Below are 19,572 nucleotides of genomic sequence, written 5' to 3' on the forward strand. Positions count from 1 at the left end.
TATGGTACTTCAGCCTCAGACAATAAGCTGTAAATCAATCGCTTTGCAAAGCGCTATAGCCTCACCGAAGTCTCTCGAGACTTCAAACATTCCTACAGCACAAGACACACTAACCTCTTATTACATCACTCCTCATACCAGATCAGCAGCATAACATATAATCACGCATCCCAATCACGCGCTAATAAAAGAACCTGCCCGCCAATCACAGCCCAGCACTGCAGCACGAGACGTATTAACCCCTTTTCCTTTAGCACTTAGATTCAGCATGACAACCCCAGCATTACTCCGTCCGGTTCCATAAACGCTCCTAATGTAGTAGACCATTCCACACCTTAAGACCTAGATCTCAACACCAGTAAAGCTCACCTTTTGAGTATAACTTCGAAGTCAAACTACACACTACATCCGCCGTAAGGCATCTAACACGACGCCCCCCGATACCACTATCACCTCCCGCCATGACAACGGTAGAATAACACCATTCATGAAAAAAACCGCCTATCACCGCACTGCAGAGAACGCCGTCAGCTATTCATAACTCTTGTAAAACTGAGAACTAGCTATTAGCAGGCTTTGGCCGAGTAGTATTAGCGCTTTCCTTATTTAAAACTTCCGAAACAGATGACCTCAATATCTTAATTTCTACGCCATTTGAAATTTCGATGTGCAGCACAGATGGATTATTAGAATCTACCTTTGTAATAGTCCCATATAAACCACCAGCAGCAACAACCTTATCACCCCTTTTTAAGCTTTCCAAAAGCTTGTTGTGCTCCTTGAGTTTCTTTTGTTGAGGACGAATCACCAGAAAGTAAAAAACACCGAATATTAGAACTAGTGGAATAAAACCAGCAATAGAAGCCCCGATTCCAGCCGCAGGTGCCGCAGCAGTAGAAGGATCCGCCGCATAAACATCAGTAAACGAAAGCATTGATCTCACCACGTATTATCAAGATCGCACTCTATCAAAGCTCAAGACTACTGTCAAGAAAAGCGCGAGCCAACACATCTTCCACACTATTTGAGGAATCGCTACCTATGTAATGCACAAAAATGACACCAGAAAAACACAACCCCCCAAATTACCACTTTGTACAGAGGTACTGCCAGTAAACAACAACTTCGTTTGCCTAGCTACCGCGCTTCAACTATCCCTCCTATTCCTCCAAGTCAGGAGCCTATGTCATACCGATACATACCACCAGGCCAATCCAGCAAATCAAGCGCTGCATAAACCTGGTGTTTTGCTGCATCAAGATCATCGGCAGAAGCAACTACATTTAAAACTCTTCCCCCATCTGCAACCCAAGCATTGCCAACGCGCTTTGTTCCTGCGTGAAAAACTTGCACATTAGGACACTTTGCGACCGCATCTAGGCCATTTATAACAGAACCAGTCTCGCATTTATCAGGATAGCCCTTACTAGCAGCTACAACACAAACAACAGACTTCCGATTCAATTCCACAACCTCACTACCCAACCTGCCTTTAGCGGTAAGCGACATAAGTCTCAACAAATCTGAATCCAGCCTAGGCAGGATCGCTTGCGTCTCAGGATCGCCAAACCGAACATTATACTCTAGAAGATACGGCTCATTTTTTCTAATCATGATGCCGGCAAATAAGAGACCCCTATACCGAATTCCCATGTTGTACATCGCCTTTATCGTAGGATATACAATCTTCTGTACAATCAGATGCTCCATCTCAGGCGTCATTATGTTTGGTGATGAGTAAGAACCCATGCCCCCAGTATTCGGACCTTTATTTCCATCGTACAGCGTCTTATAGTCCTGCACAGCGCCGAGAACAACCGGATTCGTGCCATCTATAAGAGTTAGGAAACTGAGCTCTTTTCCCTCCAAAAATTCCTCAATTACCACAGCATCACCAGCTTTGCCAAATTTGCCATGTACAAGCATAGATTCCAATGCATCATATGCTTCATCATGGGTCCGGCATACAACCACGCCTTTCCCTTTTGCAGGGCCATCCGCCTTCACCACTAAAGGAAGCTTGCTACGTTTTACATACTGTTTTGCAGCATTTATATCCATAAAATAGCCATACCGTGCCGTTGGTATGTGATATCTAGAACAAAGCTCCTTCGTAAACCCTTTTGAGGCTTCTAACCTAGACGCAGCTTTGGAAGGGCCAAAAACGAAGATTCCCTCGTCGCTTAGAGCATCGGCCAAGCCATTTATTAGTGGCTGTTCCGGACCCACAACGATCAAATCTATCTTTTCCTGCTTGCACAGCTGTACTACTTCTACAAAATTGTCAACATTTACGTCTACCAAGGTAGCCAGATCTGACATTGCTTCACGACCAGGTGCAACGAACAGACGCTCCAACATCGGTGAACGACTAAGACAACTCAGTAAAGCATGCTCTCTTCCACCAGAGCCTATAACAAGAACATTCATAATGCCTCCAAAAAGAGACTACTACTAAAGCAACATCACAGCGTACGCTATCATAAATGCCATACTTGTCAACGAGTTTAGACATTGTAGCTTCGATCAGTATATTAAGGCTTGCCCCGTTATGGTCTTTGTGATTAAATCGCGCGAGCGTGGGGTTTTTTCTGGTGCTACTAATGAGTCTTCGTGGAGTTTTCTTTGTACTTTTCACTGTCCTTGCAGTATTTTCGGGAAGTGTTCATGCTGATGAAGCTATAGACGAAGGTGGCGTGCACGGCCTTTATGACCGAGCGTCAGTCCTATTCGAGAAGAAGAAGTACAAGGATGCCATAGCGATATTAAATAAAATAGAAGCCCTATATCCATTCTCTCAGGTAGCAATAGATGGGAGTTTGATGTCCGCAGAGGCGAATTATGAACTAGGAAATTATCGTGAAGCTGCAACCCTTGTCGAAGGGTATATCGGCATATACCCCAATAGTCCTGTTATCGATTATGCATACTACATAAGGATCGCGTCCAAATACATGCTGGTTCCCGATTTAGGTCTTGATGATTCCATAGCGAAAGAAGTCCTAGAATACGCTGCAGAGTTTGTAAAGATGTTTCCAGAATCTGAGTACCTTGCCCCTGTGCAAGAGAAGCTGGGTCACCTCAGGAATCATGTAGCAGCTAAGGAGTTTCTGACAGGAAGATTCTATATGAAGCGCGGAGAGTATATAGCAGCTATAAAGAGATTTTCCACACTTGTTAGGGAATACCCTGATTCAGCATATTTTCAAGAAGGTATGTACAGGTTGTCAGAGGCGTATAGCGCTATAGGCGATAAGGATACAGCGAGTGTGTACACCAACATGTTGGCAGGCCCAGAAGCGTAATTAATTTGGGCGCTAGCTAGAAGTGAGTCAAAGGGAACTTTAAGAACACAGCGCAATTGCTGAGAAGATGAGGAATAAGTAGTAAATAGAAAAACTAAAAAGCCCCATGCAAGCCTTTGGCGATGGTTCACCAACTTCTTTTAATAAACAGTACGCGTGAGTCAGAAATACTGCTCCCAAACTTGTAGCAATGATTTCATACAGCACTGTCTCTGCCACATATAGACCAGGTAATAAAGCTACAATAAAGAGAAGTAGGCTGTAGCCCATAATATGATTCTTCGTCGATTGAACGCTATAGACCGACAGCATTGGAATCCCAGCAAGTTTGTACTCATCGCGGTTGAGTAACGAGAGTGCCCAGAAGTGCGGAGGAGTCCATAAAAATATTATCATGAATAGTAGCAGACTCTCTATCGAAGGTATACCTGTTACCGATGTCCACCCAATAACAGGGGGAAACGCCCCAGCTATTCCACCAATTACTATGTTTTGCGGTGTTCTCCTCTTAAGCACCATAGTATATACAACAGCATAGAAGGCAATACTACAAGCTAACAGTATTGCAGACACGTAGTTCACCGTGAGCGACATTATGAACACTGAGAGAAGCGATAAAGCTAGACCACACTCCAACGCCTGCGCACGCGATATTCTTCCAGAAGGAATAGGACGCGTTTTAGTCCTAGACATTACGGCATCGATATCACTATCGAACCACATATTCAACGCTCCAGCAGCACCCGACCCCATAGCAATACACAAGGCTGACACAAGACCGATAAGCGGATGTATTGTTCCGGGAGCCATGATCATACCAGTAGAAGCCGTGAAAACTACCAAGTACATGATTCTAGGCTTTAAAAGCTGCCAATAGTCTCTCGCTGTAGAAAGAGCAAAGTGTTGTGGAACACCCATCATGAGCACCAATAGAAATCTACACTAGTCCACATGAGGTATTTCTTCGAAGGTGTGAAACGGAGCAGGCGACGGCAACGTCCACTCTAAAGTATCACCACCCCACGGATTAGCAGGAGCCTTTTCCCCCTTCCTCAGAGTGTATATCACTATAGCTATAAAAAATATAACAGATATGAAAGACAACAATGCCCCCACAGAGGATATATAATTCCATGGAATGAAAGCATCAGGATAGTCAGGTATTCTCCTCGGCATTCCAGCAAGCCCCAAAAAGTGCTGCGGAAAGAACGTTATGTTTGTCGCAAGAAAAGTGAACCAAAAATGTATCTTCCCCATAGATTCAGGATACTGTCTACCAGAAATCTTCCCTATCCAATAGTAGAACCCTGCATAAGCAGCGAACAGCGCTGCTATAGACATCACGTAGTGAAAATGCGCAACCACATAATATGTGTCATGCAAAACCCTATCTATGCCACCATGCGATACTATAATGCCAGTCAAGCCTCCCACAGTGAAAACAAAAATGAACCCTATCGCGAAAAGCATAGGAGTCTTAAATTCTATCTTTCCACCCCACATTGTAGCAATCCAACTAAACACCTTTACGCCAGTAAGCACACCGATCAGCATTGTAGTCACGCTGTAGTAAGTTACTAACTCCGCACTTATTCCAGTCGTGAACATGTGATGCGCCCAGACAACCAATCCTACAGTAGCTATACCAACAAGCGCAAAAACCATGCCTAAGTAGCCAAACACAGCCTTATGCGAAAAAGTTGATACTATCTGACTAACTATACCAAAAGCAGGGAAGATAATGACATAAACCTCCGGATGCCCAAAAAACCAGAACAAATGCTGAAACAATATGGGATCACCGCCACCAGCAGGATTAAAAAAGCCAGTACCAAAATTACGATCCGTTAAAAGCATCGTTATAGCACCAGCCAGCACCGGAAGAGAAACTATTAACATGAAGGAAGTTAACAAAATCGTCCACACAAACAACGGCATTTTCATTAAAGTCATGCCGTGTGCACGCATATTAAAAATAGTAACAATAAAATTTATTGATCCAACTATTGAAGAAATTCCAGCAACATGCAACGCAAGTATTGCCATATCTACAGCAGCATCAGGATGTGACCCAAGATATGAAAGAGGAGGATAAAGAGTCCACCCTGTACCCGGCCCATCACCTATAAACACAGAGCATATTAATAACGCAAGTGACGAAACCAGCATCCAAAAACTTAGGTTATTAAGCCGCGGAAACGCCATATCCGGAGCCCCTATTAGGAGAGGCACAAACCAGTTACCAAACCCCCCAGTCAGAGCTGGCATTATCATAAAGAACACCATGATTAACGCATGCCCCGTCACCATCACATTATATAGCTGATAGTTACCATTTAACACATCAATATGCGCCAACTGAGCCCGCAGAATCAAAGATAAAAGCCCCCCGACAACTCCCCCGATGATAGAAAAAATTATGTACATCGAACCTATATCCTTGTGGTTTGTCGAGAATAACCAACGTCTCCAACCCTTAGGCACATGCTCTACATCCATAATGCTCCCCATTCACACTCGGAAAAAACAAAACGCGACCACTATAAGTGATCGCAACGCACTCAAGACTCTACCTTCTTTTGCGCCAACCAAGCTTCAAACTGTTCCTGAGTCACAGCTTCTACCACTATAGGCATAAAACCGTGCAATCTTCCACAAAGCTCAGAACACTGTCCATAATAAACACCAGGCTCCTTCACTAAGAACCAAGCCTCATTCAACCTACCAGGCACTGCATCTACTTTCACCCCTAAAGCAGGCACAGCCCAGCTATGTATAACATCACCACTGGTAGTCTGTAACAAAATGGTCTTGTTGACAGGCACAACCATTCTATGATCTACCTCAAGCAATCGCAGTTCATCCCCTGTTATTTCGGAATCAGCCTTCATATAGCTATCAAAGCTTATGTCATTTTCGGGGTACACATAGGACCAGTACCACTGATAGCCTATAGCTTTAACGACGAAATCTGCTTTGGGCAACTTCTGCTCGTACCTAATAAGCTTGACATTACTAAATGTCAAGAAACCAACGATCAGCAAAGGTATCAGCGTCCACAGTATTTCAAGAACAACATTGTGAGAATGCTTTCTGTTAAATTCTACTTGCTCCCCAGGCTTCTTTCTATACTTCACCAGCACATATGCGAGAAGAACAAAAACCAGGATGACTACAGCAGACATTACAATCATAACGAAATTGTGAGACTTCTGTATAGCCTCCATAATTTCCGTTGCGGGTTCTTGAAACCCAAATTGCCACGGCTTCGGAGCGCCTGCCTCTGCGTTGCAAGACAGGAAAAAGCTAAAGCAACAAAACGCAACACTGATGAGAAATGCGCGAAGCATAAGGAAAAAGCCTAGTATGAAGCCAAAAATCTAACAATCAATCATACATTTAGGTTGTAGGAATGCAAGGTTTTTGTTATTCAACGACACGTGGGACTAGGGCATGTTTTGCCTATGCAAGGGAGAAAAAAGCTATAGGTGGACCTGTAGTTTGTGAGGAGGATTGCAATTACATAGATGCCTCTGCATGGTATGAGTTCTGCCTCATGGATGAGAGATTTATTGCGTAGGATATTGGAATACCTAGCGATTCATATGTAATTCGCACACATACCTGTGTATTTGAAGGTAACTTATTAATACCGCATGGTGAAACTTTCTGTAATTATACCAGTCTCTAAGAATCAGCATCTCGCTCTGAAGTTATTCCATACGAAGAAATATCCTTGTAGTTCAGTATTGGGATAACGTCTTCGCTATGAGATTCTATTTCCAACTCTCGCAGGGTGTAATTCCCTGCATCTCGTAAAACATGCAATCATGCCCGAAGTTAAGCAGGTGCGTTAGTAGCTTGTTTTGTATTCCTGCAGAGGTATAAGAAGCCTTCCAAACCTCAAAGTAACCAGCATACCCAGAGTTCAAGCGCCATCACGGAAGTAGAAGAAACCGCCCTAATCTCAACAACCTCACCGCCTTCAATAGTTTTAGCGAGTAGCCCAGCTACTATGGTTTTTTCGTCAGAGGTGAGCTTTGTGAGGTCTGTGGCTACGGCTTTGGCGTTTCCATTGTGTGTGCCATCCACGTTGTTAGTGCTGCTCCCACTGTGTATCTTGCCCGTAGGCCAGTTTTTACCTTCTTCCACTTTCGTTTCGCTTACAAACCTATTCAATCCCCCTGCTTTGTTTCCTGCAGCCTCATCAGGAAAACCACTACATTGTGCCGTTGCTGTTGCCGCTGTTGGCTTTTCAGTATAGCTAGCTACAGTATTATTTTTTGTTGTCTCACTATTCCCCTTCGCATGGCTCCCACTACAAACCTTCTTATCAATATTAGGGTTAGAAATCTCCACGGCCTTAGCAAACTGAACGATGTCCTTACCGGAGGTTTTGGCAAGAGCAGCAGCAAGGTTATCAGTCTGCCCAGTAACAACATCATAAGCTAACTCCTTAGCTAGTAGATATACTGTATCTACTTCATTTCTCTAATAATACTCTTCCACTATCCCTTATACCCTTGGTCTTCCTTTTTAATAATCAGATATATTGTGTAAGCCCTTGGTATAGCTAGCGATTCATGGGTCACTGACATACTTCCCAGTATTTTCGAACCGGAACGATATCCTCACAGTTCGGTATTGGGATAACATCTTCACCGTGAGACTATATCGGTATAACTTCCCAATACCTCAAAGTAACCAGCATACCCAGAGTTCAAGCGCCATCACGGAAGTAGAAGAAACCGCCCTAATCTCAACAACCTCACCGCCTTCAATAGTTTTAGCGAGTAGCCCAGCTACTATGGTTTTTTCGTCACTATTAAGAGCTACTAGGTCCGTGGCTACGGCTTTGGCGTTACTATTTTGCTCATTTTCCTTCGCAGCGCTACTACCTGTATAACTACCCGTAGGCCAATGCTTGTTGTCCTGAAGTACTACCTCTTTCGCAAAGGTACTAAACTTATTCTCCCCTTTCGTCGTTAGACCACTGCACTGTGCTGTATTGTTATCCGTGTTTGACGCTAGGTTTGTACTGAACGTTGTCGCAGTGGTATCCCCTCCTTTAGCATGGCTCCCAGTACAAACCTGCTTATCGATATTAGGGGCAGAAATTTTCACAGCATTCGCAAACTGAACAAAGTCTTTACCGGAAGTTTTGGCAAGAGCAGCAGTAAGCTTATCAGTCTGCCCAGTAACAACATCATAAGCTAACTCCTTAGCTAGTAGATATACTGTATCTGCTTCATCTTCCTCATTTTAATAATGAGAGTTATTACGTGGGCTTTTAGTGTACCTATCAATTTGTAGGTAGTTGAGCCGGAAGATCATCATAAACACCATCACCAACAACACGATGGTAGAAGCCACCCGCAAAAGCCGAGATTTCATGAGAAAGCTGATAACTCAACCCAGCTTTTAACCTATAAGCAAGTTTAGGAGTGATATTATAAACACCATCCGTATTAGTCGCAGATTAGCTTCCTCTCGAAGTACAGATAACCTCTGGAAAGTTTTAGAGGAGATTCTTAGATAGCAAGTATTTCATGCTGGGTAAGAGTATAAAGCCACTGTACTGATCTACTAGGTATGGAGAATCGCTGATCGTAGTCTGTTTCGGAGTGATGCAGCTCCAATTTTGCCTAGTGACTTGCTGTGAGCATATAGGGTCGAAGCCCAACGGATTGTGATATGCCCATCAACCACGCCCACGAAGTTACCACCGAGCCCGACGCAAGCATAAGGAACAACACCTAAACCTTCACTAAGAAGATCATAACAAGCATTGACCATCACAGAAGTAGAAGAAACCGCCCTAATCTCAACCACTTCCCCACCTTCAATAGTTTTAGCTAGTAACCCAGCTACTATGGTTTTTTCATCATGATTAAGCTCTTGTACTAGGTCTTTAGCTACAGCTTTGGCGTTGTCGTTAGGTTGAGGCTTTGTGTTAGTATTTCCCGATTTCTCCCTTGAAGTAGGCCAATTCCTATTACCATCCGCTTTTAGCGTCTCTCTTACAAAGTCTTTTAAAGACTGCACGGTACCCGACCCATTGGCGTTGTGTCCAGCCTTCTCTCCACAAACCGCAACCGTACTTTGACCGCTAGTATTATTATCCGTTTCTTCCCCATACTTGGCATAGGTGCCGCTACTGTCACCAGCCTTCCGCTTCGTCCTACAAATCTTCCCATCAATCTCGGAATGAGAAATCTCCACTGCCTTAGCAAACTGAACGATATCTTTACCGGAGGTTTTGGCAAGAGCAGCAGAAAGCTTATCAGTCTGTCCAGTAACAACATCATAAGCTAACTCCTTAGCTAGTAGATATACTGTATCTACTTCATCCTCTCTAATAATACTCTTCTTCTATCCCTTATACCATTGGTCTTGTTTTTAATAATAAGAGTTACCGTGTATGCTCTTATTACATCTACATAGAGATTCATAGGTAATGGGCATACTTACCAGTGTCTCAGAAACAGAAGGATATCCTTACGATGCAGTATTTAAGTTATATACTTGCGGTATAACTCCCAATACCTCAAAATCACCAGCATACCCGGAGTTCAAGCGCCATCACAGAAGTAGAAGAAACTGCCCTTATTTCAACAACCTCACCCCCTTCAATAGTTTTAGCTAGTAGCCCAGCTACTATGGTTTTTTCGTCACGATTAAGCGCTACTAGGTCCGTGGCTACGGCTTTGGCGTTGTCGTTAGTCTTCAACCCAGTCCCGCTTGAAGTAGGCCAGTTTTTACTTTCATTTTCTACTAGGGTTTTGGCTACAAATTCCTTAAGAAACTCTTGTGTATTATTCGTGCCGCTCGAGCCACCTTCGTCTCCACACAGTGAGGTTTCAGGGTTGCTGCTCTTATTAGTCGTGGCAGCATACTTCGCATATCTAGTACCACCACTGTCCTTCCTCGTCGCACAAACCTTCTTATTAATATCGGGGTGAGAAATTCCAACAACAGCATTGGCAAATTTAACAAAGTCCTTACCGGAGGTTTTGGCCAGAGCAGCGGCAAGGTTATCAGTCTGCCCAGTAACAACATCATAAGCTAACTCCTTAGCTAGTAGATATACTGTATCTGCTTCATCTTCCTTACTACCACTATCTCTAATACCCTTGGTCTTCCTTTTTAATAATAAGGAGTGACTACGTAGGCTATCGATATACCTAGCGATGCACACGCAGTGTGTATACTCTATATACAAAAATTGTACCACATCACTGTAATGCTCAGTTTTACGACTTATCAACATCATATGATGCGGCTGTACATGGAATTTAAAAGAATCATGTCACGATTTCTTCTAAAAACTGTCATTATTAGCTCAAACTACTGACAGTATTAGCCTTGAAAGCCGTTATTATAGTCATAAAGGCGAGATATATACCGAAATACATTTTGCGTTGATCTGGAATTTCTCTCCGTAAAACATTGCATATTTTTAGAACAGATACCTGCCGAATCTATGTTCTTACACTATCAGAATTGAAAAGTATAAAAAGCACTCAGCATATAGCGCTATCCGACAACCAGGAACCCATAGTTGCATCAAAACAGGCTACACCGTTAGTTATGTATCCCTAGATTTAACTGAAGATACAAATCCTGTATTCCATTTATTTTGTACAACCTACTCTATCCAAGAATTAAGTAATGCAGCATACGTGCTTCTAAGGCACTACCCCACGCATGATATAAGACCAAAAAGGGCGCGACACCCTACACGCAGGACGCAACACTGCGAATGATCATACCTATTGTGAACTTAACTAAAGACAGAAACATTGAAAGCGTATCTGCGATACCACAGATACTAATGACTTCCCTTCTCTCGACTATCACCGTTGATGATCAAAACTGCGAATTCTTTTTAAGAATGCGTGCTCATACACAAGATCTACAACTTCCAGAGTTACAGATTGAAAGAGAAATGTGGTACATATCCGTAAAATGCAGGCAAACACCATGAGTTGTACATTTTCCATGCAATCAACAAGCTACATCCAGATAAATAACCCCAGCAGAATATATCAATATGCCTACCTGGCACTTGATCTCTTCACAAATTTTTGATCACAACTACCTTACTTTTCAAAACTTCCCTAAGCGCTATTAAGTTCACTGTCTGACTCATGCATACGTCAAGGGATAAGAAGCATACATCTTACATGCGCATAATGCTCTTCAGTCATGCTGATGTACTTGTAGTGCTATACATCATCCATATCAAACTTGGAGAATATAGGTACTGCTTTTGGGAGTACTCTACCTGTACATAGTTCTGCAATATGCTCAAACTTTCTCTTCTCTACAGGTACAGCAATTTGCTCTAATAGCTTCTCAGATGTCACAGGAAGAAATGGCTGTAACAGCAACCCTATACACTTTATGTATTCTAATAATTTGAACAGTACAGCTTCCGCTAAGGCAGTATCTTCCTTAAATAGCTTCCAAGGCGCTTTTACAGCTATATACTCATTCGCTGTAGAAGATACACCTATTATAAATTTTAGAGCCTCAAAGAAGCGGCGCTCCTCTACATAGACCCTATATTGTTCCAAAATCCCCTGATAATCGGGAAGGGCTTCATCACCACACATGAGCTTCATATCTACAGAAGGAACTTTTCCTTCACACCACTTATGTACCAAGGTGACAGTTCTTTGGACCAAATTACCAATATTATTGGCCAAATCACAGTTTACACGCTCCTTTAGCCTCTTAGCGCTGAAGCTAGCATCATTCCCTATGGGAGTCTCACTAAGCAAAAAGTAGCGTACGTTATCCAAGCCATACTCATTTATTATCGTAAGCGGACATATCACATTCCCCAACGATTTGGAGATCTTCTGCCCTTCATTCAACCACCAACCATGCGCTACAACTTGTTTAGGCAATGGTAACCCTGCAGCCATCAACAAGGCAGGCCAGTAAACCGCATGAAATTTCAGTATATCTTTACCTACAACATGCACTACATGGGAATTTTCACCACACCAAAAGTTGTTATAGTCCTCAGCATCCTCGTTAGGAAACCCCACTAATGCCAAATAATTAGAAAGGGCATCTACCCATACATAAATCAAATGCTCTGGATCACCTGGGACACCTATGCCCCAAGAAAGATGTGCTTTCGAACGTGAAACTGACAAATCTCTCAATCCCGACTTCACAAAGCTTATGACTTCACTCAGCTTCCCTTCTGGCACAACAAAACGAGGATTATCCTGATATAACTGCAGAAGAGCTTCCTGCCATTCTGATAACTTAAAAAAATACCCTGGCTCTTCTAACCACGTAACTTCCGCTCCGGTTGGAGCTTTACCATCAATTAAATCACGCTCTTGATAAAAAGTCTCATCACGAACTGAATAGAAACCAGCATAACTCCCCTTGTATATCTGCCCCCTACTATATAGGCGATCCCATAACGCTACTACGGCATCTTTATGCCTACTTTCCGTGGTACGAATAAAGTCATCAGCACAAAAACCAGACTTGTGGACTAATTCCCTAAACGACTCACTAACCTCGTCAACAAACTGCAATACTGGAGTACCACGTTTACGGGCAGTTTCTTCTATTTTCTGGCCATGCTCATCTGTTCCGGTAGTAAACTTTACATTATCACCATCCAGACGCTTAAACCTTGCAAGAACATCTGATATAAGCGTGGTATAAAAGTGCCCAATGTGGGGAACATCGTTCACATAATATATGGGCGTGGTAACACAGAAGTGCTTACTTGACATTGTACAATCCTTACAGACAAGAGTTAATTAAAGAGCTGTGGAACGCATTGTATAAGCATTTGAGTACCTTCGCAAGGAGGGTAGTAACAGCTCCGGTACGAGGGGCAATCACGGTAGATAAAGGTTAACCCAATCATGCAAGCCTTCTTAGCTAGTACCTTGAGATAGGAATTATGATTCAGGCTATACAGCAAGAAACTCGATAATAGAAATCAACAGCAAGTTTAGAAAAAATTACGCCCTGTTAGAAGTAGTTGCGCATCATAACAAATTTTTCAGGACTTTATAAGTGCAAGACAATGGCAATGCAGGCAGTGTGTAGATCTAGCGGTGCATCTTATAGCGTATTTCAAAGAGTAAGACTCAAATACATAGCAGTAGCTAAGGATATGATATTCTTAGCTGTGGGAGCAACCTTAACTAGGAAATCCACCAAAAGGCTATACCTTGGATTAGGTAATCTCAGGCTCTAATTACATGATATAAACAGGCTGAAAATTAAGGGAGTATATCTGAATCAAAGTATAGTTTGGTGTATTTCGGATAATGTCAGGCAACTTTGAGAATGCTCCAAGAATTCTCTACTATTGGATAAATGGCACAGGCCACCTTAAACCTGTTACTGGGTATTAGGTTTATATCTTGTTCTGTAGCGCTAGTATCTGATCCATTTATGAATTTATTTAGGAATTGGTTGTCTCGGGGGTCTATTATCAAGGTAAGGACATAGTGCATTATTATGCTAGGTAACGAACTGCATGTGATGTGTATCTATCGTCTATATAACACTAAAGCTAACACCAACTTTTTAATTCAATGGTTTCGGCTATATATCTCCGGAACATATTGAGTTGCGGCAGTATTATTAGAGAGTATGAAGCAGATACAGTATATCTACTAGCTAAGGAGTTAGCTTATGATGTTGTTACTGGGCAGACTGATAACCTTGCCGCTGCTCTTGCCAAGACCTCGGGGAAAGACATCGTTCAGTTTGCCAATGCTGTGAAAATTTCTAGCCCTGACATCGATGGGAAGGTTTGTAATGGGAGTCATGCGACTGGCACTAGTAACGCTACAGCAGGGTATCAAGCTGAGCCTAGTGGTACAACTTACACGGCACAGTGTAGCAATTTGAAAAGTGGGGCTCTGGGGCAAAAGTCTTTTAGTGTATTCGTTAAGGATGTAGATCTACATAACAAGAATTGGCCTACGGGAAGAATATATGATAGTAGTGCCAAAGACGGTACACCGAATGGTAACGCCAAAGCCGTAGCTAAAGACCTAGTACAGGAGCTAACCCCTGAAGAAAAAACCATAGTAGCTGGGTTACTAGCTAAAACTATTGAAGGTGGCGAGGTTTGTGATTGTAGTTTTCTAAGACATTAGGAAGTTACACCGATAGAATCTCATAGCGAAGGTGTTGCCTCTATATTGCACTATGAAGATCTCTTCCAGTCTCAAAAACACTGGGAAGTATGCCCATTATCTTGAATCGCGCGCTATACCAGGAGCTTATACAATAACTCTTATTATTAAAAGGAAGACTAAGGGTATTAGAGATAGTGGAAGTAAGGAAGATGAAGCTGATACAGTATATCTACTAGCTAAGGAGTTAGCTTATGATGTTGTTACTGGGCAGACTGATAACCTTGCTGCTGCTCTTGCCAAAACCTCTGGTAAGGATATTGTTCAGTTTGCTAAAGCCGTGGAGATTTCTGCCCCTAATATTGATAAGAAGGTTTGTAATGGGACTCATGCTAAGGGGGAGGATAATAACAGTCCTACGGCGTACAGTGCAGACATGAAAACAAGTGCGACGAATAAAACAGCACAGTGCAGTGGTTTAAATGCCCCTGGGGGACAAAAGTTTAGCTCATTCGTAAAAGGTGTAGGGCTACCTGATAACAAGCATTGGCCTACGGGGAGTTATTCGAAGAGTGGCAGTACTCCAACACAGAATGAGCAAAATAGCAACGCCAAAGCCGTAGCCACAGACCTAACAAAACTAACCCCTGAAGAAAAAACCATAGTAGCAGGGTTACTAGCTAAAACTATTGAAGGGGGTGAGGTCGTTGAGATAAGGGCAGTTTCTTCTACTTCTGTGATGGTTAATGCTTGTTATGATCTTCTTAGTGAAGGTTTAGGCGTTGTTCCTTATGCTTGCGTGGGTCTTGGTGGGAACTTCGTGGGCGTGGTTGATGGGCATATCACAAACCACTCCATCTCTGACCCTGTATGCACTAGCAAGTAACTAGGCAAAATTATTGCTGCATCACTTTGAAACAAACTACGATCAGCAATGTTCAATACTTAGCAGGTCTGTACAGTGGCTTTACACTCTTACCCAGCATGAAATACTTGCTATCTAAGAATCTCCTCTAAAACTTTCCAGAGGTTATCTGTACTTTGAGGGAAGCTAATCTGTGGCTAATGAGGATGGTGTCTAGAATATCACTCCTAAGCTTGCTTATAGGTTAAAGGCTGGGTTGAGTTATCAGCTTTCTCCTGAAATCTCTGCTTTTGTAGGTGGTTTCTATCATCGGTTTGTTGGTTATGGTGTTTATGATGATCTTCCGGCTCAACGTCTTGTAGATGATACTAGTCCGGCGGGTCGTACTAAGGATACTGCTATTGCTAACTTCTCCATGGCCTATGTTGGTGCATCATTTCAGCCATATTACGCAGTTCTTCTAGTAGAACTGTATGAGTATCGATAAAAAGATATACGACGCAGCATGCTCTGAAAAAGTGACAGGGTGAACAGCAGTGCAGCATACATTAGCCTGTCTGTATCAGTGTGCAATATGTTACAAAACTACTAGGATCATTCTTTTAACACCTATCGGGTTCATCAAGAAAATGAGTGCATACGTGACGGCAAGCGCTAAAACGCTAAAGCTGATGCATCACATTAAAATGTGTTGACGTTAGACCTTCCAAGCACTGTAAAGTGTGGCGATTCCCCCGCATACGTTCTTATGCGTGATTTTGAAAAACCCGGCGTCTGCAACTTCGGAAGAGAATTGTTTTTGTGTGGGAAAAGCTCTTATGCTTTCAACTAAGTAGGAATATGCATCAATATCCCCGGCTACTATTTTGCCAATTTTCGGTATAACAAAGAAAGAATACAGGTCATAAGCTGTTTTGAATGCACTGTCTTCGAGTATAGGAGAAAACTCCAAGCATAAAAACCTACCACATGGTTTCAGTACTCGATATGCCTCCTTTAGAGCAGCTTGTCTGTCAGGTATATTCCTTATACCAAAGGCTATTGTGTAGTAGTCAAACGCATTATCAGGAAAGGGCAAGCACTCACCACTGGCACATACCCAATTGATAGAAAGTTGCCCGCAGTCGATAGACTTCTTTCTCCCGACATTAAGCATTTCCTGATTGATATCACATACTGTAATGCTCAAACCTCCACGTTGTTGCAAAGCACGTAGGGCTATATCTCCTGTGCCACCTGCCACATCTAATAATGTTCCGGAGTGCTTCACTATTCTGCTGCACAACTCGCGCTTCCATAACCTGTGTAGGCCGAAACTCATGATGTCATTCATCACGTCGTAACGCGATGCCACAGAAGAAAAAACCCTATTTACCTCAGCTTGCGTAGCCATTTTTACTACAGTATAAACTTGGAAAGATCTAATTGCTTCGAAATATCCTCCAGCCTTTCCCGTACATGCTTTTCGTCTATCACGAAGGTTTGACCACTGTTTTCAGAAGCATTGTAGCTGATATCTTCCATTAGCTTTTCCATGATGGTATGAAGCCTTCTCGCACCGATGTTTTCCACTTCTCTGTTTACAGTTGAAGCTATTTTAGCAATGGCAAATATGCCGTCCTCAGTGAATTCTACCGTAACACCTTCGGTTTCCAGCAATGCGCGATACTGTTTCAACAGATTAGCCTCTGGCTCTGTTAGGATACGCACTAGGTCATCTCTGCTTAAAGGCTGCAGCTCTACTCTGATAGGCAAACGACCTTGAAGCTCTGGCAGTAGGTCTGAAGGCTTTGCTAGATGGAACGCACCGGAAGCTATAAATAGGACATGGTCAGTAGTTACGGTACCATACTTAGTGCTTACACTTGTGCCTTCTAGCAATGGCAGAAGATCACGCTGCACACCCTCTCTATTTACTTCACCGCGTACTTCTGTTCTTGCAGCAATTTTATCAATCTCATCTAAAAAGACTATTCCCTCGTTGCTAGCAATGTGCAATGCTTCGCGTACTATCTTATCTTCGTCAATCAGCTTCTCGGTTTCTTCGTCTAGGAGAATCTCGCGAGCCTCTTTTACAGTGGTACTAATGGTTCTTGAGAGTTTGTTCCCTCCTAGAACCTTCTGCACTATCTCATTGATATTCATAATGCCGACCTGCCCGCCCGGCATTCCTGGAACGTCAAACGAAGGGGGCATGCTCTTGCGATTATCTTTAACATTGATAGATATTTCAGAGTTTTCGTACTCTCCTGCGCGGAGTTTATGCCGGAAAGCGTTTTTGGTTTCCTCCGATGCATCTGCTCCTACAAGGCAGTTAAGGATAATATCTTCAGCAGACTTCCGTGCTTGCTTTCTGACAACTTTTCTATACTTTTCCTTAACTAATAACACTGCTCGGTCCACTAGGTCGCGCATTATGGAATCAACATCACGGCCAACGTAACCTATTTCGGTAAATTTGGTAGCTTCCACCTTTATAAACGGTGCTTGAGCTAGTTTAGCTAAACGACGAGCTATTTCTGTTTTTCCAACCCCAGTGTGCCCTATCATCAGTATATTTTTCGGGATGATTTCATCTCTTAAGGGTTGAGGTACGCGATTGCGACGCCAACGGCTCCTAAGAGCATTCGCAACTGCACGCTTTGCTTCAGTTTGCCCAACTATGAACCTATCCAGTTCTTTTGTTATCTGCTTCGGAGATAGGTCACGAATTTCACATTCAGCATCCTCATCATCCTCTTCGGGGAATTCTTCTGCACCATCGCCACAATCCTGATCTAGCGTTACTTTTTCTTCCTGAATACTTCCAGAAACTAAATCATCCCCTTCAGACGGTGCATTACAAGCAAGTACACCTAACTCACGTGAGTACATAATATCAACCCTCTATCTTTTCCATAACAATGTTATTGTTAGTGTATATGCAAATTTCTGCGGCAATTGCCATGGATTTTGCAACTATATATTCCAAAGGCATAGCAGGTGCAAACTCATCTTGCGCTGCACACAATGCCCTAGCAGCTGCTAGGGCGAGGTTACCCCCTGAGCCAATTGCAGCTATACCATTTTCTGGTTCCAATACATCCCCGCCGCCGGATATTACCAAAGATACTGACTTATCAGCAACGATCATCATTGCTTCCAAGCGTCTTAAGTATTTGTCCTGACGCCAGTCCTTAGCCAACTCTACACATGCACGCATTAACTGACCAGGGTGTTTTTCTAGCTTACCTTCTAGCCTTTCAAATAGGGTAAACGCATCGGCAGTTGCGCCAGCGAAACCAGTGATGACTGTATTGGAAGCTAGACGTTTTATCTTTCTTGCAGAAGTTTTCATGATTGTAGATCCCAAAGTCACCTGGCCATCGCCTGCTACTATTACACTATTCCCCCTTCTTATCGACAAGATTGTAGTACCGTACATCTTGCGGTCGTCTGTGTGATCCATTTGTATATCTCCTTGGCTATATTGTGTCCAACTTGAGTTGAAAATTCGCGCTAATTTTAGCGAATAATTATCATAGACTCACTGATATTGCACTTCATTAAAAAAAACATGTATTAAACTGGCTTGCAGGTTATTGTTTAGTGTTGTTTAAGTCTATTCTCTTTTGCACTGCGCCTTGTAATATTGCAACGTGAATCTGCTATCAAGGCGATATCTTTGTAGAGACAGGATGTGAGCATTATAAGTTCAGCAGCTTAGGTGAGTTGAAACCTGCAGATTCTTGCGGAAAAAACTAGGTAATCTTATACACAGACATTAGCTATTAGAGCAATAGCGGCCGTATTGGAGTGTGTGATATGTTGAATTTTCACTACACATTTATAAAACGCATGACGTAGGTATTTTGATTTCTACACTAGCTTTTGCACAAGTTATCTGGTATATTGAAAGTGGGTTGTGTGTTCCAACAGTAGGCATCTGTAAACCTTGCTCCCACGCTTTGGTGTGGCATGATGCTCATCAAGTGGTTATGCGTTGTAGATCGTGTGCCCTGAAAATTGTGGGTGACGCTTGTATAATTTGGCATAAAAATGTACTTGTGTGTTGTGGAGTTATGGTATAGATTCCGCGTACTCGGAGTTCGTCCGGGGTTTCCCTTGGGGGGTTTATTTTTTCCTTACGGTGATGTGTGGCGCTTGTGAGTTTTGTGGATCGGGTAGGCTCTGTTGCGCCGAGTGTTGAGGACGTGGATCTTCAGTAGTGTGGTTTTGTGGATAGGCGCTTTGTTTCCCGTAAGTTTGTGATATTCGTCCTTTGCCT

General features: G+C 42.8%; 16 protein-coding genes and 6 pseudogenes. 5 read left to right on the plus strand and 17 right to left on the minus strand.

The features are described 5' to 3' along the window. Window positions 1-174 precede the first annotated feature (174 nt). The 4 genes from APHWEB_RS06355 to purD form a co-directional block, all read right to left on the minus strand. Window positions 175-327 (minus strand): hypothetical protein, encoded by a 153-nt coding sequence (locus tag APHWEB_RS06355; protein ID WP_020849057.1) that lies wholly within the window; start codon window positions 325-327, stop codon window positions 175-177. A gap of 22 nt (window positions 328-349) precedes the next feature. Further along, window positions 350-508 carry a hypothetical protein gene (locus APHWEB_RS06360; RefSeq protein WP_155237146.1) on the minus strand — a complete coding sequence of 53 codons (159 nt, stop codon included), beginning with the start codon at window positions 506-508 and terminating at the stop codon, window positions 350-352. A 51-nt stretch (window positions 509-559) separates the two neighbouring features. Further along, entirely contained in the window at window positions 560-934 is a 375-nt protein-coding gene (gene yajC / locus APHWEB_RS03500) for a preprotein translocase subunit YajC (protein WP_011451149.1), read from the minus strand. 239 nt (window positions 935-1,173) lie between these two features. Next, window positions 1,174-2,430 carry a phosphoribosylamine--glycine ligase gene (purD, locus tag APHWEB_RS03505; RefSeq protein WP_011451147.1) on the minus strand — a complete coding sequence of 419 codons (1,257 nt, stop codon included), beginning with the start codon at window positions 2,428-2,430 and terminating at the stop codon, window positions 1,174-1,176. Between the two features lie 149 nt (window positions 2,431-2,579). Here purD and APHWEB_RS03510 point away from each other — a divergent pair, with 149 nt between their 5' ends. Beyond that, window positions 2,580-3,305: an outer membrane protein assembly factor BamD gene (locus APHWEB_RS03510; RefSeq protein ID WP_155373605.1), complete on the plus strand. Its 726-nt coding sequence runs from the start codon at window positions 2,580-2,582 to the stop codon at window positions 3,303-3,305. 39 nt (window positions 3,306-3,344) lie between these two features. Here the strand turns inward: APHWEB_RS03510 and APHWEB_RS03515 are convergent, their stop codons facing one another. The 3 genes from APHWEB_RS03515 to coxB form a co-directional block, all read right to left on the minus strand. Then, window positions 3,345-4,226: a heme o synthase gene (locus APHWEB_RS03515; RefSeq protein ID WP_044104124.1), complete on the minus strand. Its 882-nt coding sequence runs from the start codon at window positions 4,224-4,226 to the stop codon at window positions 3,345-3,347. 21 nt (window positions 4,227-4,247) lie between these two features. Continuing rightward, entirely contained in the window at window positions 4,248-5,804 is a 1,557-nt protein-coding gene (gene ctaD / locus APHWEB_RS03520) for a cytochrome c oxidase subunit I (protein ID WP_011451144.1), read from the minus strand. A 62-nt stretch (window positions 5,805-5,866) separates the two neighbouring features. Further along, window positions 5,867-6,655, minus strand: coding sequence for a cytochrome c oxidase subunit II (gene coxB / locus APHWEB_RS03525; protein ID WP_011451143.1), 789 nt, complete (start codon window positions 6,653-6,655; stop codon window positions 5,867-5,869). A gap of 62 nt (window positions 6,656-6,717) precedes the next feature. Here coxB and APHWEB_RS06365 point away from each other — a divergent pair, with 62 nt between their 5' ends. After that, complete coding sequence (locus APHWEB_RS06365; RefSeq protein WP_011451142.1) at window positions 6,718-6,885, plus strand: hypothetical protein; 168 nt, start codon at window positions 6,718-6,720, stop codon at window positions 6,883-6,885. Window positions 6,886-6,992: 107 nt separating this feature from the next. Here the strand turns inward: APHWEB_RS06365 and APHWEB_RS06370 are convergent, their stop codons facing one another. The 7 genes and pseudogenes from APHWEB_RS06370 to metG all read right to left on the minus strand — a co-directional run bounded on the left by APHWEB_RS06370 (window position 6,993) and on the right by metG (window position 13,075). Then, window positions 6,993-7,133, minus strand: a complete 141-nt coding sequence (locus tag APHWEB_RS06370; protein WP_155237148.1) for a hypothetical protein — start codon at window positions 7,131-7,133, stop codon at window positions 6,993-6,995. Window positions 7,134-7,241: 108 nt separating this feature from the next. Next, window positions 7,242-7,836: pseudogene (locus APHWEB_RS03530) on the minus strand (P44/Msp2 family outer membrane protein); the annotation flags it as partial. A gap of 197 nt (window positions 7,837-8,033) precedes the next feature. Further along, window positions 8,034-8,567, minus strand: a pseudogene (locus APHWEB_RS03535) (P44/Msp2 family outer membrane protein); the annotation flags it as partial. A 40-nt stretch (window positions 8,568-8,607) separates the two neighbouring features. Beyond that, the gene (locus APHWEB_RS06055; RefSeq protein WP_080651081.1) at window positions 8,608-8,754 is read right to left on the minus strand and encodes a P44/Msp2 family outer membrane protein; all 147 of its coding nucleotides are present in this window, start codon (window positions 8,752-8,754) and stop codon (window positions 8,608-8,610) included. A gap of 137 nt (window positions 8,755-8,891) precedes the next feature. Continuing rightward, a pseudogene (locus APHWEB_RS03540) lies at window positions 8,892-9,662 on the minus strand (P44/Msp2 family outer membrane protein); the annotation flags it as partial. A gap of 223 nt (window positions 9,663-9,885) precedes the next feature. Continuing rightward, window positions 9,886-10,446 (minus strand): annotated as a pseudogene (locus tag APHWEB_RS03545) (P44/Msp2 family outer membrane protein); the annotation flags it as partial. A gap of 1,087 nt (window positions 10,447-11,533) precedes the next feature. Further along, the gene (metG, locus tag APHWEB_RS03550; RefSeq protein WP_011451141.1) at window positions 11,534-13,075 is read right to left on the minus strand and encodes a methionine--tRNA ligase; all 1,542 of its coding nucleotides are present in this window, start codon (window positions 13,073-13,075) and stop codon (window positions 11,534-11,536) included. Between the two features lie 867 nt (window positions 13,076-13,942). Between metG and APHWEB_RS03560 the strand changes: the two are divergent. The 3 genes and pseudogenes from APHWEB_RS03560 to APHWEB_RS03570 form a co-directional block, all read left to right on the plus strand. Beyond that, window positions 13,943-14,440 (plus strand): annotated as a pseudogene (locus tag APHWEB_RS03560) (P44/Msp2 family outer membrane protein); the annotation flags it as partial. 175 nt (window positions 14,441-14,615) lie between these two features. Next, window positions 14,616-15,326: pseudogene (locus APHWEB_RS03565) on the plus strand (P44/Msp2 family outer membrane protein); the annotation flags it as partial. Window positions 15,327-15,525: 199 nt separating this feature from the next. Then, window positions 15,526-15,792 carry a P44/Msp2 family outer membrane protein gene (locus tag APHWEB_RS03570; protein ID WP_080651079.1) on the plus strand — a complete coding sequence of 89 codons (267 nt, stop codon included), beginning with the start codon at window positions 15,526-15,528 and terminating at the stop codon, window positions 15,790-15,792. Between the two features lie 210 nt (window positions 15,793-16,002). Here the strand turns inward: APHWEB_RS03570 and APHWEB_RS03575 are convergent, their stop codons facing one another. From APHWEB_RS03575 to hslV, 3 genes are read right to left on the minus strand one after another with little or no spacing between them, the layout of a single operon-like run. Beyond that, window positions 16,003-16,698: a class I SAM-dependent methyltransferase gene (locus APHWEB_RS03575; protein WP_011451139.1), complete on the minus strand. Its 696-nt coding sequence runs from the start codon at window positions 16,696-16,698 to the stop codon at window positions 16,003-16,005. A 5-nt stretch (window positions 16,699-16,703) separates the two neighbouring features. Then, window positions 16,704-18,179 carry an ATP-dependent protease ATPase subunit HslU gene (gene hslU, locus APHWEB_RS03580; RefSeq protein ID WP_080943513.1) on the minus strand — a complete coding sequence of 492 codons (1,476 nt, stop codon included), beginning with the start codon at window positions 18,177-18,179 and terminating at the stop codon, window positions 16,704-16,706. A 4-nt stretch (window positions 18,180-18,183) separates the two neighbouring features. Beyond that, window positions 18,184-18,753: an ATP-dependent protease subunit HslV gene (hslV, locus tag APHWEB_RS03585; protein ID WP_011451137.1), complete on the minus strand. Its 570-nt coding sequence runs from the start codon at window positions 18,751-18,753 to the stop codon at window positions 18,184-18,186. Window positions 18,754-19,572: the final 819 nt, after the last annotated feature.

Origin of the sequence: Anaplasma phagocytophilum str. Webster, assembly GCF_000964685.1 — a bacterium.
Classification (GTDB): Bacteria; Pseudomonadota; Alphaproteobacteria; order Rickettsiales; family Anaplasmataceae; genus Anaplasma; species Anaplasma phagocytophilum.